The organism is Allobosea sp. UNC402CLCol, assembly GCF_000745475.1.
GTDB lineage: Bacteria > Pseudomonadota > Alphaproteobacteria > Rhizobiales > Beijerinckiaceae > Allobosea > Allobosea spartocytisi.
Genome location: NZ_JQJJ01000014.1, coordinates 1 through 21509 on the forward strand (window position 1 = coordinate 1; position 21509 = coordinate 21509).

General features: G+C 65.5%; 34 protein-coding genes. 32 read left to right on the forward strand and 2 right to left on the reverse strand.

Features of this window, described 5'->3' with window-relative positions; all coding sequences use genetic code 11:
• From GY40_RS18500 to rplQ, 28 genes are all read left to right on the forward strand, one after another.
• The coding region (locus GY40_RS18500) for an EF-Tu C-terminal domain-related protein (RefSeq protein WP_038365382.1) at nt 1–749 on the forward strand (749 nt) is incomplete at its 5' end.
• Nucleotides 750–815: 66 nt separating this feature from the next.
• Nucleotides 816–1124 (forward strand): 30S ribosomal protein S10, encoded by a 309-nt coding sequence (gene rpsJ, locus GY40_RS18505; RefSeq protein WP_038365384.1) that lies wholly within the window; start codon nt 816–818, stop codon nt 1122–1124.
• A 69-nt stretch (nt 1125–1193) separates the two neighbouring features.
• On the forward strand, nt 1194–1922 hold the full coding sequence (gene rplC, locus GY40_RS18510; protein WP_038365386.1) for a 50S ribosomal protein L3: 729 nt from the start codon (nt 1194–1196) through the stop codon (nt 1920–1922).
• Nucleotides 1922–2542 carry a 50S ribosomal protein L4 gene (rplD, locus tag GY40_RS18515; protein WP_038365389.1) on the forward strand — a complete coding sequence of 207 codons (621 nt, stop codon included), beginning with the start codon at nt 1922–1924 and terminating at the stop codon, nt 2540–2542. Before rplC ends, rplD begins: the two co-directional genes overlap by 1 nt.
• Complete coding sequence (locus tag GY40_RS18520) at nt 2539–2850, forward strand: 50S ribosomal protein L23 (protein WP_038365392.1); 312 nt, start codon at nt 2539–2541, stop codon at nt 2848–2850. Before rplD ends, GY40_RS18520 begins: the two co-directional genes overlap by 4 nt.
• A 10-nt stretch (nt 2851–2860) precedes the next feature.
• On the forward strand, nt 2861–3703 hold the full coding sequence (rplB, locus tag GY40_RS18525) for a 50S ribosomal protein L2 (RefSeq protein WP_038365394.1): 843 nt from the start codon (nt 2861–2863) through the stop codon (nt 3701–3703).
• 8 nt (nt 3704–3711) lie between these two features.
• Complete coding sequence (gene rpsS / locus GY40_RS18530) at nt 3712–3990, forward strand: 30S ribosomal protein S19 (protein WP_038365397.1); 279 nt, start codon at nt 3712–3714, stop codon at nt 3988–3990.
• Nucleotides 3991–3993: 3 nt separating this feature from the next.
• Nucleotides 3994–4377: a 50S ribosomal protein L22 gene (gene rplV / locus GY40_RS18535; RefSeq protein WP_038365400.1), complete on the forward strand. Its 384-nt coding sequence runs from the start codon at nt 3994–3996 to the stop codon at nt 4375–4377.
• A 10-nt stretch (nt 4378–4387) separates the two neighbouring features.
• Nucleotides 4388–5119, forward strand: a complete 732-nt coding sequence (rpsC, locus tag GY40_RS18540) for a 30S ribosomal protein S3 (protein ID WP_038365402.1) — start codon at nt 4388–4390, stop codon at nt 5117–5119.
• An 18-nt stretch (nt 5120–5137) separates the two neighbouring features.
• Nucleotides 5138–5551 (forward strand): 50S ribosomal protein L16, encoded by a 414-nt coding sequence (gene rplP, locus GY40_RS18545; protein WP_038365403.1) that lies wholly within the window; start codon nt 5138–5140, stop codon nt 5549–5551.
• Between the two features lie 11 nt (nt 5552–5562).
• Complete coding sequence (gene rpmC, locus GY40_RS18550; RefSeq protein ID WP_038365404.1) at nt 5563–5775, forward strand: 50S ribosomal protein L29; 213 nt, start codon at nt 5563–5565, stop codon at nt 5773–5775.
• Between the two features lie 10 nt (nt 5776–5785).
• Entirely contained in the window at nt 5786–6028 is a 243-nt protein-coding gene (gene rpsQ, locus GY40_RS18555) for a 30S ribosomal protein S17 (protein WP_038365405.1), read from the forward strand.
• Between the two features lie 209 nt (nt 6029–6237).
• The gene (gene rplN, locus GY40_RS18560; RefSeq protein WP_038365406.1) at nt 6238–6606 is read left to right on the forward strand and encodes a 50S ribosomal protein L14; all 369 of its coding nucleotides are present in this window, start codon (nt 6238–6240) and stop codon (nt 6604–6606) included.
• On the forward strand, nt 6606–6923 hold the full coding sequence (rplX, locus tag GY40_RS18565) for a 50S ribosomal protein L24 (protein ID WP_038365407.1): 318 nt from the start codon (nt 6606–6608) through the stop codon (nt 6921–6923). Before rplN ends, rplX begins: the two co-directional genes overlap by 1 nt.
• The gene (gene rplE, locus GY40_RS18570; protein WP_038365408.1) at nt 6916–7482 is read left to right on the forward strand and encodes a 50S ribosomal protein L5; all 567 of its coding nucleotides are present in this window, start codon (nt 6916–6918) and stop codon (nt 7480–7482) included. The genes rplX and rplE overlap by 8 nt, the downstream gene beginning before the upstream one ends.
• 35 nt (nt 7483–7517) lie before the next feature.
• Nucleotides 7518–7823 carry a 30S ribosomal protein S14 gene (gene rpsN / locus GY40_RS18575; protein ID WP_038365410.1) on the forward strand — a complete coding sequence of 102 codons (306 nt, stop codon included), beginning with the start codon at nt 7518–7520 and terminating at the stop codon, nt 7821–7823.
• Nucleotides 7824–7836: 13 nt separating this feature from the next.
• On the forward strand, nt 7837–8235 hold the full coding sequence (gene rpsH / locus GY40_RS18580) for a 30S ribosomal protein S8 (RefSeq protein WP_038365412.1): 399 nt from the start codon (nt 7837–7839) through the stop codon (nt 8233–8235).
• 35 nt (nt 8236–8270) lie between these two features.
• The gene (gene rplF, locus GY40_RS18585; protein ID WP_038365414.1) at nt 8271–8804 is read left to right on the forward strand and encodes a 50S ribosomal protein L6; all 534 of its coding nucleotides are present in this window, start codon (nt 8271–8273) and stop codon (nt 8802–8804) included.
• An 11-nt stretch (nt 8805–8815) separates the two neighbouring features.
• A complete protein-coding gene (gene rplR / locus GY40_RS18590) occupies nt 8816–9178 on the forward strand; it encodes a 50S ribosomal protein L18 (protein WP_038365416.1) in 363 nt (120 codons plus the stop codon).
• Between the two features lie 144 nt (nt 9179–9322).
• Nucleotides 9323–9880 carry a 30S ribosomal protein S5 gene (rpsE, locus tag GY40_RS18595; protein ID WP_038365418.1) on the forward strand — a complete coding sequence of 186 codons (558 nt, stop codon included), beginning with the start codon at nt 9323–9325 and terminating at the stop codon, nt 9878–9880.
• Nucleotides 9881–9890: 10 nt separating this feature from the next.
• Nucleotides 9891–10085, forward strand: coding sequence for a 50S ribosomal protein L30 (gene rpmD, locus GY40_RS18600; protein ID WP_038365420.1), 195 nt, complete (start codon nt 9891–9893; stop codon nt 10083–10085).
• A 12-nt stretch (nt 10086–10097) separates the two neighbouring features.
• Complete coding sequence (gene rplO, locus GY40_RS18605; protein WP_038365422.1) at nt 10098–10574, forward strand: 50S ribosomal protein L15; 477 nt, start codon at nt 10098–10100, stop codon at nt 10572–10574.
• 153 nt (nt 10575–10727) lie between these two features.
• Nucleotides 10728–12068 carry a preprotein translocase subunit SecY gene (secY, locus tag GY40_RS18610; protein WP_038365424.1) on the forward strand — a complete coding sequence of 447 codons (1341 nt, stop codon included), beginning with the start codon at nt 10728–10730 and terminating at the stop codon, nt 12066–12068.
• Nucleotides 12069–12662: an adenylate kinase gene (locus GY40_RS18615; protein WP_038365426.1), complete on the forward strand. Its 594-nt coding sequence runs from the start codon at nt 12069–12071 to the stop codon at nt 12660–12662.
• A 249-nt stretch (nt 12663–12911) separates the two neighbouring features.
• On the forward strand, nt 12912–13280 hold the full coding sequence (gene rpsM / locus GY40_RS18620) for a 30S ribosomal protein S13 (protein ID WP_038365428.1): 369 nt from the start codon (nt 12912–12914) through the stop codon (nt 13278–13280).
• 177 nt (nt 13281–13457) lie between these two features.
• Nucleotides 13458–13847, forward strand: coding sequence for a 30S ribosomal protein S11 (rpsK, locus tag GY40_RS18625; protein ID WP_038365430.1), 390 nt, complete (start codon nt 13458–13460; stop codon nt 13845–13847).
• Between the two features lie 92 nt (nt 13848–13939).
• Nucleotides 13940–14956 carry a DNA-directed RNA polymerase subunit alpha gene (locus GY40_RS18630; protein WP_038365432.1) on the forward strand — a complete coding sequence of 339 codons (1017 nt, stop codon included), beginning with the start codon at nt 13940–13942 and terminating at the stop codon, nt 14954–14956.
• Nucleotides 14957–15071: 115 nt separating this feature from the next.
• A complete protein-coding gene (gene rplQ / locus GY40_RS18635) occupies nt 15072–15488 on the forward strand; it encodes a 50S ribosomal protein L17 (protein WP_038365434.1) in 417 nt (138 codons plus the stop codon).
• Nucleotides 15489–15634: 146 nt separating this feature from the next.
• On the opposite strand, the gene GY40_RS18640 is transcribed toward rplQ, so the two are convergent.
• A complete protein-coding gene (locus tag GY40_RS18640) occupies nt 15635–16054 on the reverse strand; it encodes a BLUF domain-containing protein (RefSeq protein WP_051988274.1) in 420 nt (139 codons plus the stop codon).
• A gap of 151 nt (nt 16055–16205) precedes the next feature.
• Between GY40_RS18640 and GY40_RS18645 the strand changes: the two genes are divergently transcribed.
• From GY40_RS18645 to GY40_RS18655, 3 genes are all read left to right on the forward strand, one after another.
• Nucleotides 16206–17642, forward strand: a complete 1437-nt coding sequence (locus GY40_RS18645; protein ID WP_038365435.1) for a Do family serine endopeptidase — start codon at nt 16206–16208, stop codon at nt 17640–17642.
• The gene (locus GY40_RS18650; protein WP_038365437.1) at nt 17639–18946 is read left to right on the forward strand and encodes a replication-associated recombination protein A; all 1308 of its coding nucleotides are present in this window, start codon (nt 17639–17641) and stop codon (nt 18944–18946) included. Before GY40_RS18645 ends, GY40_RS18650 begins: the two co-directional genes overlap by 4 nt.
• 99 nt (nt 18947–19045) lie before the next feature.
• Nucleotides 19046–19225, forward strand: a complete 180-nt coding sequence (locus GY40_RS18655; protein WP_038365439.1) for a hypothetical protein — start codon at nt 19046–19048, stop codon at nt 19223–19225.
• 178 nt (nt 19226–19403) lie between these two features.
• Here the strand turns inward: GY40_RS18655 and GY40_RS18660 are convergent, their stop codons facing one another.
• A complete protein-coding gene (locus GY40_RS18660) occupies nt 19404–19748 on the reverse strand; it encodes a hypothetical protein (RefSeq protein ID WP_038365442.1) in 345 nt (114 codons plus the stop codon).
• Between the two features lie 162 nt (nt 19749–19910).
• Here GY40_RS18660 and GY40_RS18665 point away from each other — a divergent pair, with 162 nt between their 5' ends.
• Nucleotides 19911–21497 carry an ABC transporter substrate-binding protein gene (locus GY40_RS18665; RefSeq protein ID WP_038365445.1) on the forward strand — a complete coding sequence of 529 codons (1587 nt, stop codon included), beginning with the start codon at nt 19911–19913 and terminating at the stop codon, nt 21495–21497.
• The last annotated feature ends 12 nt before the right edge of the window (nt 21498–21509 follow it).

Here is a 21509-nt window from a genome sequence, read left to right on the forward strand (position 1 = left end):
AGCTCGTCGAGATGGAGATCCGCGAGCTCCTCTCGAAGTACGACTTCCCCGGCGACGACATTCCGATCACCAAGGGCTCGGCCAAGGCCGCTCTCGACAACGTCACGCCGGAAATCGGCCATGACGCGGTGATCGCGCTGATGAAGACGGTCGACGACTACATCCCGCAGCCGGAGCGCCCGATCGACCAGCCGTTCCTGATGCCGGTCGAAGACGTGTTCTCGATCTCGGGCCGCGGCACGGTGGTGACCGGCCGCGTCGAGCGCGGCATCGTCAAGGTCGGCGAGGAAATCGAGATCGTCGGCCTGAAGGACACCGTGAAGACGACGGTGACGGGCGTCGAGATGTTCCGCAAGCTGCTCGACCAGGGCCAGGCGGGCGACAACATCGGCGCGCTGCTGCGCGGCACGAAGCGTGAGGACGTCGAGCGCGGCCAGGTGCTGTGCAAGCCGGGCTCGGTGAAGCCGCACACGAAGTTCAAGGCCGAGGCCTACATCCTGACGAAGGAAGAGGGTGGCCGTCACACGCCGTTCTTCACCAACTACCGCCCGCAGTTCTACTTCCGCACGACGGACGTGACCGGCGTGGTGACGCTGCCCGAGGGCACGGAGATGGTGATGCCGGGCGACAACATCTCGATGGAGGTGACGCTGATCGCCCCGATCGCGATGGAAGAGAAGCTGCGCTTCGCCATCCGCGAAGGCGGTCGTACCGTCGGCGCCGGCGTCGTCGCCTCGATCATCGCGTAACGCGTTTTCGTGAGGGGCGAGGGCCCTTCGGGCCTTCGCCTTTTCACGTCACGGAGAACAAAGACCATGAACGGTCAGAACATTCGGATCCGCCTCAAGGCGTTCGATCACCGTGTCCTCGATGCTTCGACGCGCGAGATCGTGTCGACTGCAAAGCGGACGGGCGCCCAGGTTCGCGGGCCGATCCCGCTGCCCACGCTCATCGAGAAGTTCACGGTCAACCGCTCGCCGCACATCGACAAGAAGTCGCGCGAGCAGTTCGAGATGCGGACCCACAAGCGGGTTCTCGATATCGTCGATCCGACCCCCCAGACGGTCGACGCCCTCATGAAGCTCGATCTCGCCGCCGGCGTCGACGTCGAAATCAAGCTCTGATCCGATTAAACGGGTCCTCTGTTTCCGGTATCCCCGGATGGACATGACCCCAAGGGAAGGTATGCACCGATGCGTTCCGGTGTGATTGCACAGAAAGTCGGGATGACCCGCATCTTCACCGATGCCGGGGAGCACATTCCGGTCACCGTGCTGAAGCTCGACAACTGCCAGGTCGTCGCGCATCGCACGATCGAGAAGAACGGCTATGTCGCCGTGCAGCTCGGGTCGGGCTTGGCCAAGGTCAAGAACGTCTCGAAGGCGCAGCGCGGCCACTTTGCCGTCGCCAAGGTCGAGCCGAAGCAGAAGATCGTCGAGTTCCGCGTCAGCAATGACGCGCTGATCCCGGTCGGCGCCGAGCTGACCGCCGACCACTTCGTCGTCGGCCAGTTCGTCGACGTCTCCGGCACCACCACCGGCAAGGGCTTCGCCGGCGGCATGAAGCGCTGGAACTTCGGCGGCCTGCGCGCCACGCACGGCGTCTCGGTCTCGCATCGTTCGATCGGTTCGACCGGTGGTCGCCAGGATCCGGGCAAGACCTTCAAGAACAAGAAGATGCCGGGCCATCTCGGCGCCGAGCGTGTCACCACGCAGAACCTGCGCGTCGTCCAGACGGATGCCGAGCGCGGCCTGATCCTCGTCGAGGGCGCCGTTCCCGGCGTCGCCGGCGGCTGGATCCATGTCCGTGACGCCGTCAAGCGCGCCCTGCCGAAGGATGCGCCGCTGCCGGGCAAGTTCAAGGTTTCCGGCGAGGCCAAGGCGGAAGAGGCTCCTGCGGCCCAGGCTGAGGAGAACGCGTGATGAAACTCGATATCACCACTCTTGAGGGCAAGGCGGCCGGTTCGGTCGAGCTCTCCGACGCCGTGTTCGGCCTCGAGCCGCGCGCCGACCTGCTCGCCCGCATGGTGCGCTACCAGCTCGCCAAGCGCCGCGCTGGCACGCACAAGTCAAAGGGCCGCTCGGAAGTCGATCGCACCCGCAAGAAGATCTACAAGCAGAAGGGCACCGGCGGCGCTCGCCACGGCGCGGCTTCGGCTCCGCAGTTCCGCGGCGGCGGCAAGGCTTTCGGTCCGGTCGTGCGCGACCATGGCCACGAGCTGCCGAAGAAGGTCCGCGCGCTGGCCCTGCGCCATGCGCTCTCGGCCAAGGCGAAGGATGCCGGCATCATCGTCATCGACGATGCCACGCTCTCCGAGCCGAAGACCAAGGTGCTGCTCGGCCATTTCGGCAAGCTCGACCTGTCGAGCGCGCTGATCATCGGCGGCGCCGAAATCGATACGAACTTCGGCCTGGCCGCTCGCTCGATCCCGAATGTCGACGTGCTGCCGGTCCAGGGCATCAACGTCTATGACATCCTGCGTCGCGACAAGCTCGTCCTGACGCGCGCGGCTGTCGATGCGCTGGAGGCGCGCTTCAAATGAGCCAGTCCGGCAAGAACCTCGACCCGCGCCACTACGATGTGATCGTGGCGCCGGTCATCACCGAGAAGGCGACCATGCTCTCGGAGCACAACAAGGTCGTGTTCAAGGTCGCCAAGACCGCGACGAAGCCGCAGATCAAGGCCGCTGTCGAGAAGCTGTTCGACGTCAAGGTGAAGAGCGTCAACACGATCGTCACCGAAGGCAAGCTCAAGGTCTTCCGGGGCCGGCTCGGCCAGCGCTCGGACGTCAAGAAAGCGGTCGTGACCCTCGAAGAGGGCCACTCGATCGACGTGACCACGGGCCTGTGAGGGAAGCATCATGGCTTTGAAGAACTTCAAGCCGATCACGCCGAGCCTTCGCCAGCTCGTGATCGTCGACCGCAGCGAGCTCTACAAGGGCAAGCCGGTCAAGAAGCTGACCGAGGGCAAGTCGTCCTCGGGCGGCCGCAACAACCTCGGCCGCATCACCGTCCGCTTCCGCGGCGGTGGCCACAAGCGCACGCTGCGCCTGCTCGACTTCAAGCGTCGTGGCAAGGCCGGCATCCCGGCGACCGTGGACCGGATCGAGTACGATCCGAACCGTACGGCGTTCATCGCCCTGATCACCTATCAGGACGGCGAGCAGGCCTACATCCTGGCGCCGCAGCGCCTGGCTGTCGGCGACACGGTCGTCGCGGGTGACAATGTCGACGTGAAGCCCGGCAACGCGGCCCCGATGGGCTCGCTGCCGATCGGCACGATCGTCCACAATGTCGAGCTGAAGATCGGCAAGGGCGGCGCTCTGGCGCGGTCTGCGGGTAACTACGCCCAGATCGTCGGTCGCGACCAGGGCTATGTCATCGTCCGCCTGAACTCGGGCGAGCAGCGCCTGATCTCGGGTCTGTGCTACGCCACGGTCGGCGCGGTTTCGAACCCGGATCACATGAACCGCAACGACGGCAAGGCGGGTCGCTCGCGCTGGCTCGGCCGCCGTCCGCATAACCGCGGCGTCTCGATGAACCCGGTCGACCATCCGCATGGCGGTGGTGAAGGCCGCACCTCCGGTGGCCGTCATCCGGTCACGCCGTGGGGTCTGCCGACCAAGGGTAAGAAGACCCGCTCGAACAAGCGGACCGATACGTTCATCGTGTCGAGCCGTCACGCCCGCAAGAAGAAGAACTGAGGTCCGTCATGGCGCGTTCGCTTTGGAAAGGTCCGTTTGTCGACGGATACCTCCTGAAGAAGGCCGAGGTCGCCAGGACCTCGGCTCGTAGTGAAGTCATCAAGATCTGGAGCCGCCGCTCCACGATCCTGCCGCAGTTCGTCGGTCTGACGTTCGGCGTCTACAACGGCCAGAAGCATGTGCCGGTGTCCGTGTCCGAGGAGATGGTGGGCCACAAGTTCGGCGAGTTCTCGCCGACGCGCACCTTCCACGGCCATGCCGCCGACAAGAAGGCGAAGAGGAAGTAAGCCATGGGTAAAGCATCCGCCCCCCGTGCGCTGCCCGAGAACGAAGCGCTTGCGGTCGCCCGCAACCTGCGCGTCTCGCCGCAGAAGCTGAACCTCGTCGCTCAGCTCATCCGTGGCAAGAAGGTCGCGACGGCGCTCGCCGATCTCGAGTTCTCGCGCAAGCGCATCGCGAACGACGTTCGCAAGTGCCTGCAGAGCGCGATCGCCAACGCCGAGAACAACCATGATCTCGACGTCGACGATCTCGTCGTCGCCCAGGCGTTCGTCGGCAAGGCGCTCGTCATGAAGCGTTTCCATGCCCGCGCCCGCGGCCGTGGCGCCCGTATCATGAAGCCGTTCTCGAACATCACGATCGTGGTGCGCGAGCAGGCTGCTGCGCAGGCCTGAGGAGAGAACGATGGGTCAGAAAATCAATCCGATCGGCCTTCGCCTCGGCATCAACCGTACCTGGGACTCGCGTTGGTTCGCCAACAAGGGCGAGTACGGCAAGCTGCTGCATGAAGACATGGCCATCCGCGCCGCGCTCATGAAGCTGCTGAAGCAGGCTGCCGTCTCGAAGATCATCATCGAGCGTCCGCACAAGAAGTGCCGCGTCACCATCCACTCGGCGCGTCCGGGCGTGGTGATCGGCAAGAAGGGTGCCGACATCGAGAAGCTCCGCAAGGAGGTCTCGAAGCTCACCAAGGCCGACGTGACGATCAACATCGTCGAGGTGCGCAAGCCCGAGATCGACGCGACGCTCGTCGCCGACTCGATCGCCCAGCAGCTCGAGCGTCGTGTCGCCTTCCGTCGTGCCATGAAGCGCGCCGTGCAGTCGGCGATGCGTCTGGGCGCCGAGGGCATCCGCATCAACTGCTCGGGCCGTCTCGGCGGCGCCGAGATCGCCCGCCTCGAATGGTACCGTGAGGGCCGCGTGCCGCTGCATACGCTGCGCGCCGATGTCGATTACGGCGTCGCCACCGCCTTCACGACCTACGGGACGTGCGGCATCAAGGTCTGGATCTTCAAGGGCGAGATCCTGGAACATGACCCGATGGCCCAGGACAAGCGCCTTTCCGACGAGGGCAGCCGTTCCGGCGGCCGTGACCGCGATCACCGCGATCGCGATCGTCGCGAGCAGGCTGCGTAAGGCTGATCGAGAAGAGCCATGCTGCAACCAAAACGCACCAAGTTCCGCAAGCAGTTCAAGGGACGCATCTCCGGCGTCGCCAAGGGCGGCACGGACCTCAACTTCGGCCAGTTCGGCCTGAAGGCCCAGGAGCCCGAGCGCGTCACCGCCCGGCAGATCGAGGCGGCCCGCCGCGCGATCACCCGCGCCATGAAGCGCGTCGGCCGTGTCTGGATCCGCATCTTCCCGGACGTGCCGGTTTCCAAGAAGCCGACCGAAGTCCGCATGGGTAAGGGCAAGGGTTCGCCCGAATTCTGGGCGGCCAAGGTCAAGCCGGGCCGGATCATGTTCGAGCTCGACGGCGTGTCCGAGGAGATCGCCCGCGAGGCGCTCCGTCTCGGCGCCGCCAAGCTGCCGATCAAGACCCGCTTCATCCAGCGCATCGCCGAGTAAGGGAGGCTGACATGAAAATCACCAAGCGTCTGTCCGACCTCACGGTCATGAGCACGGACCAGCTCCAGGATGAGCTGCTCAAGCTGAAGAAGGAGCAGTTCAACCTGCGCTTCCAGAAGGCGACCGGGCAGCTCGAGAACACCGCGCGTGTCACCGAACTGCGCAAGGACATCGCCCGCATCAAGACGCTGCAGCGGTCGAAGACCGTCGCAGCGAGCGCGTGAGGAGAGAATCATGCCTAAGCGCGTACTGCAGGGCGTCGTCGTCAGCGACAAGCAGAACAAAACTGTTGTGGTGAAGGTCGAGCGGCGCTATACGCACCCGCTCCTCAAGAAGACGGTTCGCCGCACCAAGAACTATCACGCCCACAACGAGGCGGGTTCGTTCAAGATCGGCGACACGGTGTGGATCGAGGAGTCCAAGCCGATTTCCAAGCTGAAAAGCTGGGTTGTGCTCGAAGGCGCCCCCAAGGCGTGAGTCGAGCCGGCTTCGCCCGGCCCCGAATCAGGGGCAGGGCGGGGCAGGAAAGAAGCCGGACATGTTTTTCCGCAAAGGTGGAAACCACTTTTGCGGACCGTGTTTGTTTTGAGGCCAGGGGGCGATCGACCCCCGTCAGTCGTAGTCCCCGCCAGCGCTGATGCTGGCCGGGAAACCGCGCTGATACACAGATTGGAAGGATCAAGGCCATGATCCAGGTGCAGACGAATCTCGACGTCGCCGACAATTCGGGCGCCCGTCGCGTGATGTGCATCAAGGTTCTCGGCGGGTCGAAGCGGCGCTATGCCCGCATCGGCGACATCATCGTCGTCTCGATCAAGGAAGCCATTCCGCGCGGTCGCGTGAAGAAGGGCGACGTCATGAAGGCGGTCGTCGTTCGCACTGCCAAGGACGTCAAGCGCCAGGACGGTTCGGTGATCCGCTTCGACCGCAATGCGGCCGTGCTGATCAACAACCAGAAGGAGCCCGTCGGCACGCGTATCTTCGGACCGGTTCCGCGCGAGCTGCGCGCCAAGAACCACATGAAGATCATCTCGCTGGCGCCGGAGGTGCTGTGATGGCTGCGAAGATCAAGAAGGGCGACAAGGTCGTCGTGCTCGCTGGTCGTGACAAGGGCAAGACCGGCGAAGTGCTGCAGGTCATGCCGAAGGATGCTCGCGCCGTCGTGCGTGGCGTCAATCTCGTCAAGCGCCACACCAAGCAGTCGCAGACGTCCGAGGGCGGCATCATTTCGAAAGAGGCCACCATCGACCTGTCGAACATCGCTGTCGCCGATCCGAAGGACGGCAAGGCGACCCGCGTTGGTTTCAAGGTGCTCGAAGACGGCCGCAAGGTCCGTTTCGCCAAGCGTTCGGGGGATCTGATCGATGGCTGAGGCTCAGCAGGCGGCTCTCTCGCCGCGCATGAAGAAGCATTACGAGGACGTCGTCCGTCCCGCGATGATCGCCGAATTCGGCTACAAGAACGTCATGGAAGTGCCGACCATCGAGAAGGTCGTCATCAACATGGGCGTTGGTGAAGCCACGGCCGACCGCAAGAAGGTCGACAACGCTGCGGGCGATCTCGCCCTCATCGCCGGCCAGAAGCCGGTCATCACCAAGTCCCGCCTCGCCATCGCCGGCTTCAAGCTGCGCGAGAACATGGCGGTTGGCTGCAAGGTCACGCTGCGCAAGACCAAGATGTTCGAGTTCGTCGACCGGCTCGTCACCATCGCCTTGCCGCGCGTGCGCGACTTCCGGGGCCTGAACCCGAAGTCGTTCGACGGGCGCGGCAATTTCGCGCTCGGGATCAAGGAGCACATCGTGTTCCCCGAGATCAACTACGACAAGGTCGACCAGGTCTGGGGCATGGACGTGATCGTCTGCACGACTGCGAAGTCGGATGACGAGGCACGCGCTCTGCTCAAGCACTTCAACTTCCCGTTCCGGCAGTGAACTGACCGTTCAAACGCGGAAACCAGGAGAGATCGATGGCTAAGAAAAGCTCCGTCGAGAACAACGAGCGTCGCAGGAAGCTGGTGAAGAAATTCGCCGGCCGCCGGGCTCGTCTTCTCGCGATCGCCAATGACGACAACCAGCCGATGGACGAGCGCTTCCTCGCCCGCCTGAAGCTTGCCGAACTGCCGCGCAACTCGGCGAAGAACCGCATCCGCAATCGCTGCGAGGTGACGGGCCGTCCGCGCGCCTTCTATCGCAAAGTCAAGATGTCGCGTGTCGCGCTGCGTGAACTCGGCAACAAGGGGCTGGTTCCTGGCCTCGTGAAGTCGAGCTGGTGAGGAGGACAGGACAATGACAATCATTGATCCGCTCGGCGATCTGCTGACCCGCATCCGCAATGCGCAGATGCGTCGCAAGACCCGCGTGTCCACCCCCGGCTCGAAGCTGCGGGCCCGCGTTCTGGACGTGCTCCAGACCGAAGGCTACATCCGCGGCTACTCGACGACCGAGTTCGGCAACGGCCGGACCGAGTTCGACATCGAGCTGAAGTATCACGAGGGCCAGCCGGTCATCCGGTCGATCTCGCGTGTCTCGAAGCCCGGCCGCCGCGTCTATTCGTCGGTCGAGACCATGCCGCGCGTGGCCGACGGCCTCGGCGTGACGATCGTCTCGACGCCGAAGGGTGTGATGGCCGATCATGTGGCCCGCGAGCAGAACGTGGGCGGCGAAGTGCTCTGCCGGGTCTTCTGACCCGACAGGCGCCGCTCATCTTCAGGAGAGATCCAATGTCTCGTATCGGAAAGAAGCCGGTTTCGGTTCCCGCGGGCGTCACCGCCTCGGTCACCGGCCAGCTCGTCAAGGTCAAGGGCTCGAAGGGCGAGCTCTCCTTCGAGGTTCCCGAGGACGTCTCGGTTGCCATGGAGAACGGCTCGATCGCGGTTCAGCCGCGCTCGCAGTCGAAGCGCGCCCGCGCGCTCTGGGGCACCTCGCGTGCCCGCATCAACAACCTCGTGATCGGCACCACCGCCGGCTTCGAGAAGCGCCTCGAGATCAACGGCGTCGGCTACAAGGCCGCTGTCGCTGGCAAGGTGCTGAAGCTGTCGCTCGGCTACAGCCACGACATCGACTATGAAATCCCGGCCGGTGTCGCGATCACGACGCCGAAGCCGACCGAGATCGTCGTCGTCGGTATCGACAAGCAGGTCGTCGGCCAGACCGCCGCGGAAATCCGCGACTATCGCGGCCCCGAGCCCTATAAGGGCAAGGGCGTCAAGTACGCCGGCGAGTTCATCTTCCGCAAGGAAGGCAAGAAGAAGTAAGGACGCCAGCCATGAGCAAGCAGAACGATGTGACTGCGCGCCGCAAGGCCCGCGTCCGCCGCGCGATCAAGGCGGTCGCCAATGGCCGCCCGCGCCTCTCGGTGCACCGCACCGGCAAGCAGATCTACGCCCAGGTCATCGACGACGTGAAGGGGGTCACCCTCGCTTCCGCCTCGTCGATGGACAAGGACGTGCGTGCCCAGATCAAGTCCGGCGCCAATGTCGAGGCGGCTGGCCAGATCGGCAAGCTCGTCGCCGAGCGTGCGGTCAAGGCCGGCGTGACGGACGTGGTCTTCGACCGCGGTCCCTATATGTACCATGGCCGTGTCAAGGCCCTGGCCGAGGCGGCCCGCGAGGGCGGCCTCAGCTTCTGAGGATACCGGGTTTCGCCGGGACGGCGCTCGCGCGTCGTCCCGGCGGCACTCGTTTTCAGGCTTCCCGCGGCAATGAGGCTCGCGGGGATTTGCTCGAGCGAGCGGCGAGGCTTCGAGCTTTGACCGCGCAAGTAAGAGGTAGAGATGGCTAGAGAGCCGCGTGAGCGTCGGGATAGCGAAGATTCCGAATTCGTGGATAAGCTCGTCCACATCAACCGCGTCGCCAAGGTGGTGAAGGGTGGTCGTCGCTTCGGCTTCGCCGCACTCGTCGTCGTCGGTGACCAGAAGGGCCGCGTCGGCTTCGGCCACGGCAAGGCCCGTGAAGTTCCCGAGGCGATCCGCAAGGCGACGGAAGCCGCCAAGCGCGGTCTCGTCCGCATCCCGCTGCGCGAGGGCCGTACCCTCCATCACGACGTGCAGGGCCGCCACGGCGCCGGCAAGGTCGTGTTGCGCGCGGCTCCGGCCGGTACCGGCATCATCGCCGGCGGCCCGATGCGCGCCGTCTTCGAGGCGGTCGGCATGCAGGACGTCGTGTCGAAGTCGCTCGGCTCCTCCAACCCGTACAACCTCGTGCGCGCCACCTTCGACGCGCTGAAGAACGAGGACAGCCCGCGCTCGGTCGCGGCCCGTCGCTCGCTCAAGGTTTCGGCCCTGCAGACCCGTCGCCGCGATGCCGGCACGGATGCGGCCGCGGAAGCGTGAGGAGGGTTCGATGGCAAAGGCTGAGAAGACTCTCATCGTCGAGCAGATCGGTTCCCCGATCCGCCGCGACGCCACCCAGCGCCAGACCCTGATCGGTCTCGGCCTGAACAAGATCCGCCGCCGCTCGACCCTCCAGGACACCCCCGCGGTGCGTGGCATGGTCGAGAAGGTCAAGCACCTCGTGCGCGTCGTCGACGCGAATTGAGGAGGGCGACACATGAAACTCAACGAGATTCGTGACAACGAAGGCGCGGCCAAGTCGCGCATCCGCGTCGGCCGCGGCATCGGCTCCGGCAAGGGCAAGACCGGCGGGCGTGGCGTCAAGGGCCAGAAGGCTCGCGCCGGCGTGGCGGTCAAGGGCTTCGAAGGCGGCCAGATGCCGCTGTATCGTCGCCTGCCGAAGCGCGGCTTCACCAACCTCTTCGCCAAGGATCTGAACGAGGTGAACCTCGGTCGCATCCAGCAGGCTGTCGAGGCGGGCAAGCTCGACGCCAAGGGCGCGGTGACCATCGAGGCGCTCGTCGCCGCGGGCGTCATCACCCGCCAGGCCAAGGACGGCGTCAAGATCCTGGGCGTCGGCGAGCTCAAGACCAAGCTCGCTTTCGAGGTTGCCGGCGCGTCCAAGTCGGCCGTCGCCGCGATCGAGAAGGCCGGCGGTTCGATCAAGATTCTGGCCGCCGCTTCACAGGCGTGATCCGAACGACTACATGACGTTTGCGAACGGCGGCCGGGCCATGCGCCTTGGCCGCCGTTCGACTGTTTGACGCACAGTGCGCCCCTGGAAAACGCTCCGCGATTTCAGCCGACGGCGTGCTTCAATATCGACTGAGACCCAGGGATCCGGCGCATGGCATCGGCGGCTGAACAGCTAGCGGCAAACCTCAACTTCGGGGCGCTCGCCAAGGCGGACGAACTCAAGAAGCGAATCTGGTTCACGCTGGGCGCGCTGATCGTCTACCGGCTCGGCACCTATGTCCCGCTGCCCGGCATGAACCCGGATGCGGTGGCCGACCTCTTCCGGCAGCAGACCCAGTCCGGCGTGCTCGGGCTGTTCAACATGTTTTCGGGCGGCGCCGTCGGCCGGCTCGCGATCTTCGCGCTGGCGATCATGCCGTACATCTCGGCCTCGATCATCGTCCAGCTGCTCTCCAGCGTCATCCCGACCTTCGAGGCGCTGAAGAAGGAAGGCGAGCAGGGCCGCAAGATCCTCAACCAGTATACGCGCTATCTCACGCTGGTGCTGGCCGTGTTCCAGGCCTATGCGATCGGCGTGGGTCTTCAAGGTTCGGGTAACCTTGTGCTCGAACCGGGACCGTTCTTCCTGCTCTCGACCACGATCACCCTGGTCGGCGGCACGATGTTCCTGCTCTGGCTCGGCGAGCAGATTACCAGCCGCGGCATCGGCAACGGCACGTCGATGATCATCTTCTCGGGCATCATCGCCGAATTCCCGGCGCAGCTCGCCCAGACCCTCGAACTCGGCCGCCAGGGCGCGATCTCGACCGGGCTGCTGCTCGGCATCCTGGTGATGGCGATCTGCGTCATCGCCTTCTGCGTCTTCATGGAGCGCGCCCAGCGGCGCCTGCTGATCAATTATCCGAAGCGCCAGGTCGGCAACCGCATGTATGAGGGCCAGACCTCGTTCCTGCCGCTGAAGCTCAACACCTCGGGCGTCATCCCGCCGATCTTCGCCTCGTCGCTGCTGCTGCTGCCGACGACGATCGCCAGCTTCTCGCAGGCGCAGGGCGGCACCGGCTTCGTCTCGACGATCTCGACCTATCTCGCCCATGGCCGGCCGCTGTTCATGGTGCTCTATGTCGCGCTGATCATCTTCTTCTGCTTCTTCTACACCGCGATCGTGTTCAATCCGGTCGAGACGGCGGACAATCTCAAGAAGCATGGCGGCTTCATGCCGGGCATTCGGCCGGGCGAGCGCACCGCCGAGCATATCGACCGAGTGCTGACGCGCATCACGGTTCTGGGTGCGGGCTATCTGACCATTGTCTGCCTTATCCCCGAGTTCATGATCACCTATGCTCAGATCCCGATCATCCTTTTGGGCGGCACCTCGCTGCTCATCGTGGTGACGACGACGATGGATACCGTGGCGCAGATTCACGGACATCTGCTGGCCCATCAGTATGAGGGGCTGGTCAAGAAGGCCAAGTTGCGAGGAGCGAGGCGCTAAATGCGGTTGATTTTCCTGGGGCCGCCGGGGGCGGGCAAGGGCACTCAGGCGGCGCGCATCGTCGCGAAGCATGGCATTCCGCAACTCTCGACCGGCGACATGTTGCGCGCCGCGGTGGCTGCGGGAACGCCTGTCGGCCAGAAGGCCAAGGCGGTGATGGATGCCGGCGGCCTCGTTTCGGACGAGATCGTGATTGGCATCGTCGCCGACCGCATCGAGGAGCCGGATGCGAAGACGGGCTTCATCCTCGACGGCTTTCCGCGCACGCTGGCGCAGGCCGAGGCGCTCGACGAGATGCTCGCGGGCAAGGGGCTGAAGCTCGACGCCGTGCTCGAGCTCAAGGTCGACCAGACGAAGCTGGTCGATCGGATCGTCCGCCGCGCCGAGGAGGCGAGGGCGGCCGGGCAGCCGGTGCGCAAGGATGACGATCCGGAGGTCTTCAAGACCCGGCTCGAAGCCTATAACCGCGATACTGCGGTGGTCGCTCCCTATTACGAGAAGCGCGGCCAGCTCACGCCGATCGACGGCATGCAAGCCATCGACGATGTTTCGGCGGCGATCGAGAGTGCGCTCTCGGAGACGGTGCGGAGCTGAAGGCCAGGCGCGATCACCGGCGCTTGGCATGAATCTTGGTTGGCGCAGGTTGACTCTTGCGCCATGAGTCGCTAACGACCCGCCATCCGGTTTCATGAGAGCGATGCCGTTACCTTCGCGAGAAGGGGCGACGTCGCATTCTCGCGTGGAACCGTTCAACGTCCTGCATGGGCCGGCCTCCACCGGACGCGGGGCTTCTTTCACAGGCCGCGGGGCCATCGGGTTCCCGGCAGATATGGAGAAGAGACCATGGCTCGTATCGCGGGCGTTAACATTCCCACCGGCAAGCGCGTCGTCATCGGCTTGCAGTACATCCATGGCATCGGCGCCGCCAAGGCCAAGGAAATCTGCGCGAAGGTCGGCATCGCCGACGAGCGTCGCGTCAACCAGCTGACCGACGCCGAAGTGCTTCAGATCCGCGAGGCGATCGATCGCGACTACCTCGTCGAGGGCGATCTGCGCCGCGAAGTCTCGATGAACATCAAGCGCCTGATGGACCTCGGCTGCTACCGCGGCCTGCGCCATCGCCGCTCGCTGCCGGTCCGCGGCCAGCGCACGCATACCAACGCCCGCACCCGCAAGGGCAAGGCGAAGCCGATCGCCGGCAAGAAGAAGTGATGTTCGGCTGAGCCGAACGTCGTCCTCGGGCTTGCTCCGAGGATCGTGTGACGAGGGCGCCTTTTGGCGCCTTCTCCTGCCAGAGATGCCCGGATCAAATCCGGGCATGACGGCGGGAAGACCTCTCCCCAGCGCCTGGAATGACGGGCGCGCCTGAAGGATGAAAGAAAGAGAACCATGGCCAAGGAAGCCACCCGCGTCCGTCGTCGCGAACGCAAGAACATCGTCTCCGGCGTCGCGCATGTGAACGCCTCGTTCAACAACACCATGATCACCATCACCGACGCGCAGGGCAACACGATCTCGTGGTCGTCGGCCGGCACGATGGGCTTCAAGGGTTCGCGGAAGTCGACCCCCTATGCTGCGCAGGTCGCGGCCGAGGACGCCGCCCGCAAGGCTGCCGAGCATGGCATGCGCACCCTCGAGGTCGAGGTGACGGGTCCGGGTTCGGGCCGTGAGTCGGCGCTGCGCGCGCTGCAGGCCGCGGGCTTCACCGTGACCTCGATCCGCGACGTGACTCCGATCCCGCACAATGGCTGCCGGCCGCGCAAGCGCCGTCGCGTCTGACGCGAAGTCCATTGCAAGAGGCGCCCGCAGGGGCGGGCGCCTGTCCGGGGCGGCGGTGGCCGCCAGATGAATTCAGCACCAGGAGTGCGGTCGTGATCAGCAAGAACTGGCAGGATCTTTCCAAGCCGAACAAGCTCGAAGTGAAGGTCGGAGACGACCCGAAGCGTCAGGCCACCGTGATCGCGCGTCCGCTCGAGCGCGGCTTCGGCATGACGCTCGGCAATGCGCTCCGTCGCGTGCTGCTGTCGTCGCTCCAGGGCGCGGCGGTGACCGCCGTCCAGATCGACGGCGTTCTGCACGAGTTCTCTTCGATTCCGGGCGTCCGCGAGGACGTCACCGACATCGTCCTGAACATCAAGGCCATCGCCATCAAGATGCAGGGCGAGGGTCCCAAGCGCATGACCCTGCGCAAGTCGGGCCCGGGCACCGTCACCGCCGGTGACATCAACACCATCGGCGACGTCTCGATCCTCAACCCCGAGCTCGTGCTCTGCACCCTCGACGAGGGCGCCGAGATCCGCATGGAGTTCACGGTCAACACCGGCAAGGGCTATGTCCCGGCCGAGCAGAATCGCCCCGAGGACGCGCCGATCGGCCTGATCCCGGTCGACAGCCTGTACTCGCCGGTCAAGAAGGTCTCCTACCGCGTCGAGAACACCCGCGAGGGCCAGAACCTCGACAAGGATTCGCTGACGCTGGCGATCGAGACCAACGGCTCGGTCAGCCCCGAGGACGCGCTGGCGCTCGCCGCCCGCATCCTGCAGGATCAGCTCGCCGTCTTCATCACCTTCGAGGAGCCGCGCAAGGAAGAGGCCGTCTCGACCGCGCCGCAGCTGCCCTTCAACCCGGCGCTGCTCAAGAAGGTCGACGAGCTCGAGCTTTCGGTGCGTTCGGCCAACTGCCTCAAGAACGACAACATCGTCTATATCGGCGACCTCATCCAGAAGTCGGAGGGCGAGATGCTGCGCACCCCGAACTTCGGTCGCAAGTCGCTGAACGAGATCAAGGAAGTGCTGGCGACCATGGGCCTGCACCTGGGCATGGACGTCCAGGGCTGGCCGCCGGAGAACATCGAAGAGCTCGCCAAGCGCTTCGAAGAGCACTACTGAGTTTCAACCGGCGTGGGAGGCATCCCGCGCCAACCCCGCCCGGCTATTCCCAGCCGGAGCATAACGAACGGCCGTACCGTGGCACGGCGGCCGTAAGCAACGAAGGAGCCAAACAATGCGTCACGGATTTCGCGGTCGCCGTTTCAACCGCACGGCCGAGCATCGCCAGGCGATGTTCGCCAATATGGCCCAGGCCCTGATCAAGCACGAGCAGATCACCACCACCCTGCCGAAGGCGAAGGATCTGCGCCCGGTCGTCGAGAAGCTGATCACGCTCGGCAAGCGCGGCGACCTGCATGCTCGTCGTCAGGCGATCGCCCAGATCAAGGACATCGCGCTGGTCGGCAAGCTCTTCGCGGTGCTCGGCCCGCGCTACAAGGAGCGCAATGGCGGCTATCTGCGCATCATGAAGGCGGGCTTCCGCTTCGGCGACAACGCCCCGCTCGCGATCATCGAGTTCGTCGACCGCGACGTCGAGGCCAAGGGCAAGGACTCCGGTCCGGTGTTCACGGCTGAAGACGAAGCGGCCTGATCGGCCGAATCATCGATTTGAAAGGGGCGGTCTTCGGGCCGCCCTTTTTTATTCGCCGGACTTCGTTCTGATGCGCGAGTCGTGGGAGCTTGCTGCGGTCTCTGAGACAGAGAGGCTTGGAAAGCCGGCTGCCGGGGTGCTGGCTCTCAGTCCGGCCGCCGCGCCAGCTCCCCGGCGAGGTCGAGCAGCGCGTCGACAGGCTGGGTTGGCAGATCGGTTTCCGGCGTCACGCCATAGAGCCCGAAGATGAACTGCGTGGTCTCGTCATGCTCGGCCACGCCCATCGTCCAGCCGGCGAAAAGACGTTCCGCGACGGGCGCTCGAGAGAGAACCTGCAGGCCAGTATGGCGCGGGTCCGCTTCGATCCGGGCATAGGTTTCACTGAGGCGAGCAGCCTCGCCTTCCAGCACCTGCGCGAAGGCGCCGCGCGTGGCGAGCAGGAAGCCGGTGATGTCGTTTGCTTCGTTGAAGCGGCGAGCGCTCGACAGAATTCCGCCCAGTTCCTCGCGTCGGTTTGAATCGTCGAGCAGGCTGTGGCTGGCATAAACAAGCCGGATCAGGCTCATGAGTTTTCCCTGGTGGCTTGCGAAGCCGCATGAGTTGCACGACATGTCGGTGAGGAACTGCGAGCGTCGAGACGGGTATAATGAAGGATGCCCGGCTGGCCGCTGCAACTCCGATTTTGGCAGGCGGCTTTTGTTTTACGACGAGGACAGCATGATCGAACGCTTCTCAGGACATCGCAGGAGGCTGGCCGCCGCCGCGTTCGCATGTGCGCTGGGTGCCGCCGTCTCGCCCTGGCCGGCGCTCGGCCAGGCGCGGCAGGTGCCCGAGGCGCGCGAGCAGATCACGCTCTCCTTCGCGCCGCTGGTGAAGCGAACCGCCGCCTCCGTGGTCAACGTCTATGGCGCCCGCGTCGAGAAGCGGCCGCAGAACCCGTTCATGGACGATCCGTTCTTCCGCCGCTTCTTCGGCGATGGCGGCTTCGGCGTGCCGCGCGAGCAGGTGCAGCGCTCGCTCGGCTCCGGCGTCATCGTCGATGCGCAGGCCGGGCTCGTGGTGACGAACAACCACGTCATCGAGAACATGAGCGAGGTCAAGGTCGCCTTCGCCGACAAGCGCGAGGTCGAGGCCAAGATCCTGCTGCGCGACGCGCGCACCGACCTTGCCGTGCTCAAGGTCGCGGATACCAAGAACCTCGCCGCGATCGAGCTGGCCGATACCGATGAACTGCAGGTCGGCGACATCGTGCTCGCCATGGGCAATCCCTTCGGCGTCGGCCAGACCGTGACGCAAGGCATCGTCTCGGCGCTCGCGCGCACGCAGATCGGCGTCGGCGATGCCCAGTCCTTCATCCAGACCGATGCGGCGATCAATCCGGGCAATTCCGGCGGCGCGCTGATCGACATGAAGGGCCGGGTGGTCGGCATCAACACGGCGATCTATTCGCGCTCGGGCGGCAGTGTCGGCATCGGCTTCGCCATTCCTTCCGCGATGGTCCGCCTCGTCGTCGATAGCGCCAAGGCCGGTGCCACCACGGTCAAGCGCCCGTGGTTCGGCGCGCGCCTGCAGGCGCTGACGACCGATGTCGCCGACGGGCTCGGCCTCGACCGGCCGGCGGGCTCCGTCGTGGCCAGCGTGGTGGAGAAGGGGCCGGCGGACCTGGCGGGCCTGCGCCGCTCCGACGTCATTCTCTCCGTCGACGGGGCAGCGGTCGACGATCCCGAGGCGTTCGGCTACCGCTTCGCGACACGGCCGATCGGCGGCACGACCATGCTGACCGTGCTGCGCGGCGGCAACCGTATCTCGATTCCGGTCAAGCTCGTGGCGGCGCCGGAAAGCCGCCCGCGCGACGCGGTCAAGCTCACCAGCCGCTCGCCGCTGGCGGGGCTGACGGTGATGAATCTTTCGCCGGCCGTCGCGGAAGAGCTCTCGATGGAAACCGCGAATGAGGGCGTCGTCGTCGGCGAGGTCGAGGAGGGCAGCGCGGGCGCCAATATCGGCTTCCAGAAGGGCGACATCATCATGGCGCTCAACGGCGAGCGGATGGCGACCTCGCGCGATGTCGAGACCATCCTCAAGGATCGCCGGCGCGCCTGGGAGGTGACGATCTCGCGCAAGGGCCAGACGATCACCTCGGTCTTCCCCGGGTGAGCGACCTGTTCTCGGCCTCCGGCCTCGACAAGGCGGGGCCGCGCCCGCTCGCCGACCGCCTGCGGCCGACCACGCTCGCCGAGGTGGCCGGGCAGGAGCATCTGACCGGCCCTGACGGCGCGCTGACGCGGCTCGTCGCCTCCGGCACGGTCGGTAGCCTGATCTTCTGGGGGCCGCCCGGCACCGGCAAGACCACGGTGGCGCGGCTGCTCGCCGGGCTCGTCGATCTCGGCTTCGAGCAGATCAGCGCGATCTTCTCAGGGGTCGCCGACCTGAAGAGGGTGTTCGAGGCGGCACGCGGCCGGCGGCTCGGCGGCAAGGGCACGCTGCTCTTCGTCGACGAGATTCATCGCTTCAACCGCGCCCAGCTCGACGCCTTCCTGCCGGTGATGGAGGACGGAACGATCACGCTGATCGGCGCGACGACCGAGAACCCGTCCTTCGCGCTCAATGCGGCCTTGCTCTCGCGGGCGCGCGTCCTGACCTTCAAGGCGCTCGACGAGGGTTCGCTGCTCTTCCTGCTCGGCCGGGCCGAGGTGCTGGAGAACCGGGAGCTGCCGCTGACGCCGGAGGCGCGGCTGGCACTGGCCCGTTTCGCCGATGGCGACGGGCGCGCCGTGCTGACCCTGGCGGAGGAGATCTGGCGGGCGGCGAAGCCCGGCGAAATCCTCGACGAGCATGGGCTGTCGGAGGTGATCCAGCGCCGCGCGCCGATCTACGACAAGGCGCAGGACGGCCACTACAACCTGATCTCGGCCCTGCACAAGACGATCCGCGGCTCCGATCCCGACGCGGCGCTGTATTATTTCGCCCGTATGCTCGATGCCGGTGAGGATCCGCGCTTCCTGGCGCGTCGTCTGGTCCGGATGGCGGTGGAGGATATCGGGCTTGCCGATCCGCAGGCGCTCCTCCATGCGCGGGCGGCTGCCGAAACCTACGAGCAGCTCGGCACGCCGGAAGGCGAGCTCGCGCTGGCCAATTGCGTGATCTATCTCGCCACGGCGCCGAAATCGAACGCCGCCTACACCGCCTACAAGGCGGCGGTGCGGGTGGCGAAGGAGCGGGGATCGCTGATGCCGCCGAAAACCATCCTCAACGCGCCGACCCGGCTGATGCGTGAGGAGGGCTATGGCGCCGATTACGCCTATGACCACGACCAGCCGGACGCCTTCTCGGGACAGAACTACTGGCCCGACGCGCTCGGCCGCCAGCATTTCTACGACCCGCCGGAGCGCGGCTTCGAGCGCGAAATCCGCAAGCGGCTGGAATACTGGGAGAAGCGGCGTCAGGAGCGGGGCAGTTAGAGCGAGGCATCGAGGCGGCGGTCGCTTGTCTTTCACGGCCACCTGATCCAGATGAGGTCATCCGCCGCTTCTGCGGATGGCATCCGACGGATCTCGACGATGGTTCTGCTGGCACGCCTGCTGCTTTTCGTTCCCTCGGTGATCGCGGGCTGGTTCGTCTTGCGGGAGGACGTCTCCTACTGGATCATCGCCTTCGCGATCGCGCTGGTCTTCATCGTCCTGACCATTGCCTTCGAGCTCTATGCCCTGCCGCTGCTGCGGGCGCGTCTGAAGCGCTGAGGGCGCAAGGGCCCGCTTGGATACGCCCCAAGCCCTCATCCCGAGGAGCCATTCCGGAGGGAAGGGCGTCTCGGAGGATGATCCAGCAGGCTCCGGAGACATCTGAAGCATCCTTCGAGACGCGCCTGCGGCGCTCCTCAGGATGAGGGCTCACATCTCCAAACAGGCTCCAGAGAAATCAGCTCCGGCAATAGAACGGCAGGAACGTGCCGGACATGCCCCGATTCATCGCCATCAGCGTCAGCGTGTTGGCGAGAGCCACTTCCTCCTTGCTGCGCGCGCAGACCTCGGCGCGGGCCTGGCAGTTTGCTGCGAGGAAAGCATCGTGGCTGGCAAGGAAATCCGGGCTCAGCCCGGACTTGCCTTGTCGATTCAAGGCCTGCTCGTAAGCCGTTCTGTAGCGGTTGCATTTTTCGGTCGGCCAGTCCGGCGCCCGGCCTTGCTGGGCCTCTGTGGCAGAGCCGGCCATGGTGAGGGCCGATGCGAAGGCGAAGCCGAGCCACACCCGCAAAACCCCGTTCATTGCCATATCCGTCTTCCCTTTATCCGTCGGCCGACCTGCTTCGCCAAGGCGCGGAACAGAGCGGGCGATTGCGGCGGAATTTGTTTAGGCGCCGATCGTCTCTGGCGCATCTCTTGCTGGCGATCTGCGGTGACGCCACGATCATCGCGAGGGGAGAATGAGATGGACAGACGCCGGTTTCTCAAGGGTTCGGCTGCCGCGACGGCCTTGCTGCCGATGCCGCGACTGGCGCGCGCCCAAGGCGCGAAGACGCTGCGCTTCGTGCCCTATTCGGATGTCGCGATCATCGACCCGATCTGGACGACGGGCTATTCGACCCGCACCCATGCGCTGCTCGTCTGGGACACGCTCTATGGCCTTGACGAGACGCTGCAACCGCAGCCGCAGATGGTCGAGGGGCATGTCGTTGCGGAAGACGGCAAACGCTGGACGCTGACGCTGAGGCCCGGCCTCGTCTTCCATGACGGCAGCAAGGTCCTGGCGCGCGACGCGGTCGCGTCGATCAAGCGCTGGGGCGCACGCGACGCCTTCGGCCAGTCGCTGATGGCGGCGACCGACGAGATCTCGGCGCCCGACGACCGCACCATCGTGTTTCGGCTGAACAGGCCATTCCCGAACCTGCCTGCGGCATTGGCACGGCCGAGTGCTCTTGTCGCCGCGATCATGCCCGAATATCTGGCGCAAACCGATCCGTTCAAGCAGATCCCCGAGGCGGTCGGCTCCGGGCCGTTCCGCTATGTGAAGGAAGAGCGCGTGCCCGGTGCCCGGCACGTCTATGCGCGCCACGAGGGCTATGTGCCCCACGCGGACGGCAAGCCGAGCTTCACCGCCGGGCCGCGCATCGCCTATCTCGACCGCGTCGAGTTCGTCGTCATGCCCGATCCCGCGACGGCGATCAGCGCCCTGCAGGCCGGCGAGATCGACTGGGTTGAGCAGCCCTTGATCGATATGCTGCCGATCCTGCGCAAGGACCCGAACATCGTCGTCGAGGTCAAGGACCCGACGGGCATGGCCGGGCAGATCCGGCTCAACCATCTCCAGCCGCCTTTCAACAACCCTGCCATCCGGCGAGTGATCCTGAAGGCGCTGGATCAGGAAGCCTGCATGGATGCCGTCTGCGGCGGCGATCCTGCGGTGAAGCGCGCGACGATGGGCTTCTTTCCCTCGGGCTCGCCGATGGCGTCCGACGCCGGCATCGGCGCGCTGGCGGCGGCGAAGGACCATGCGGCGCTGAAGCGCGAGCTTTCCGAAGCGGGCTACAAGGGCGAGCGCATCGTCTTCCTGTCCGGGCAGGACGTGCCGCGCATCTCGCAGGTGGCGGAAGTCGCCGCCGACATGCTGCGGCGGATCGGCGCCAATGTCGATTTCGTCGCGGCCGATTGGGGCACCGTCCTGCAGCGCATCACCAAGCGCGATCCCGTCGAGGCGGGCGGCTGGAGTTGCTACGTCACCTATTGGTCGGGGCTCGATCTCGGCTCGCCCGCGACCAACTCGCCGCTGCGCGGCAACGGCGTCAAGGCAGGCCCCGGCTGGCCCACCAGCCCCGAGATCGAAGCCTTGCGCGCGCAATGGCTCGAGACGCCCGATCTCGCCGGGCAGAAGGCGATCGCGGAGAAAATTCAGCTCCAGGCGATGCAGGACGTGCCTTACGTTCCGGCCGGGCAATATTTCCAGCCGGTTGCCTATCGAAAGGGCATTACGGGCATGCTGAACGGCGTGCCGGTTTTCACCAATATCAGGAAGGGGTGAGCCGCCGGGACC

Coding starts and splice junctions, on each gene's coding strand:
- rpsJ (WP_038365384.1), top strand. CDS start 816: ATGAACGGTCAGAACATTCGGATCCGCCTCAAGGCGTTCGATCACCGT.
- rplC (WP_038365386.1), top strand. CDS start 1,194: ATGCGTTCCGGTGTGATTGCACAGAAAGTCGGGATGACCCGCATCTTC.
- rplD (WP_038365389.1), top strand. CDS start 1,922: ATGAAACTCGATATCACCACTCTTGAGGGCAAGGCGGCCGGTTCGGTC.
- GY40_RS18520 (WP_038365392.1), top strand. CDS start 2,539: ATGAGCCAGTCCGGCAAGAACCTCGACCCGCGCCACTACGATGTGATC.
- rplB (WP_038365394.1), top strand. CDS start 2,861: ATGGCTTTGAAGAACTTCAAGCCGATCACGCCGAGCCTTCGCCAGCTC.
- rpsS (WP_038365397.1), top strand. CDS start 3,712: ATGGCGCGTTCGCTTTGGAAAGGTCCGTTTGTCGACGGATACCTCCTG.
- rplV (WP_038365400.1), top strand. CDS start 3,994: ATGGGTAAAGCATCCGCCCCCCGTGCGCTGCCCGAGAACGAAGCGCTT.
- rpsC (WP_038365402.1), top strand. CDS start 4,388: ATGGGTCAGAAAATCAATCCGATCGGCCTTCGCCTCGGCATCAACCGT.
- rplP (WP_038365403.1), top strand. CDS start 5,138: ATGCTGCAACCAAAACGCACCAAGTTCCGCAAGCAGTTCAAGGGACGC.
- rpmC (WP_038365404.1), top strand. CDS start 5,563: ATGAAAATCACCAAGCGTCTGTCCGACCTCACGGTCATGAGCACGGAC.
- rpsQ (WP_038365405.1), top strand. CDS start 5,786: ATGCCTAAGCGCGTACTGCAGGGCGTCGTCGTCAGCGACAAGCAGAAC.
- rplN (WP_038365406.1), top strand. CDS start 6,238: ATGATCCAGGTGCAGACGAATCTCGACGTCGCCGACAATTCGGGCGCC.
- rplX (WP_038365407.1), top strand. CDS start 6,606: ATGGCTGCGAAGATCAAGAAGGGCGACAAGGTCGTCGTGCTCGCTGGT.
- rplE (WP_038365408.1), top strand. CDS start 6,916: ATGGCTGAGGCTCAGCAGGCGGCTCTCTCGCCGCGCATGAAGAAGCAT.
- rpsN (WP_038365410.1), top strand. CDS start 7,518: ATGGCTAAGAAAAGCTCCGTCGAGAACAACGAGCGTCGCAGGAAGCTG.
- rpsH (WP_038365412.1), top strand. CDS start 7,837: ATGACAATCATTGATCCGCTCGGCGATCTGCTGACCCGCATCCGCAAT.
- rplF (WP_038365414.1), top strand. CDS start 8,271: ATGTCTCGTATCGGAAAGAAGCCGGTTTCGGTTCCCGCGGGCGTCACC.
- rplR (WP_038365416.1), top strand. CDS start 8,816: ATGAGCAAGCAGAACGATGTGACTGCGCGCCGCAAGGCCCGCGTCCGC.
- rpsE (WP_038365418.1), top strand. CDS start 9,323: ATGGCTAGAGAGCCGCGTGAGCGTCGGGATAGCGAAGATTCCGAATTC.
- rpmD (WP_038365420.1), top strand. CDS start 9,891: ATGGCAAAGGCTGAGAAGACTCTCATCGTCGAGCAGATCGGTTCCCCG.
- rplO (WP_038365422.1), top strand. CDS start 10,098: ATGAAACTCAACGAGATTCGTGACAACGAAGGCGCGGCCAAGTCGCGC.
- secY (WP_038365424.1), top strand. CDS start 10,728: ATGGCATCGGCGGCTGAACAGCTAGCGGCAAACCTCAACTTCGGGGCG.
- GY40_RS18615 (WP_038365426.1), top strand. CDS start 12,069: ATGCGGTTGATTTTCCTGGGGCCGCCGGGGGCGGGCAAGGGCACTCAG.
- rpsM (WP_038365428.1), top strand. CDS start 12,912: ATGGCTCGTATCGCGGGCGTTAACATTCCCACCGGCAAGCGCGTCGTC.
- rpsK (WP_038365430.1), top strand. CDS start 13,458: ATGGCCAAGGAAGCCACCCGCGTCCGTCGTCGCGAACGCAAGAACATC.
- rplQ (WP_038365434.1), top strand. CDS start 15,072: ATGCGTCACGGATTTCGCGGTCGCCGTTTCAACCGCACGGCCGAGCAT.
- GY40_RS18640 (WP_051988274.1), bottom strand. CDS start 16,054: ATGAGCCTGATCCGGCTTGTTTATGCCAGCCACAGCCTGCTCGACGAT.
- GY40_RS18645 (WP_038365435.1), top strand. CDS start 16,206: ATGATCGAACGCTTCTCAGGACATCGCAGGAGGCTGGCCGCCGCCGCG.
- GY40_RS18655 (WP_038365439.1), top strand. CDS start 19,046: ATGGTTCTGCTGGCACGCCTGCTGCTTTTCGTTCCCTCGGTGATCGCG.
- GY40_RS18660 (WP_038365442.1), bottom strand. CDS start 19,748: ATGAACGGGGTTTTGCGGGTGTGGCTCGGCTTCGCCTTCGCATCGGCC.
- GY40_RS18665 (WP_038365445.1), top strand. CDS start 19,911: ATGGACAGACGCCGGTTTCTCAAGGGTTCGGCTGCCGCGACGGCCTTG.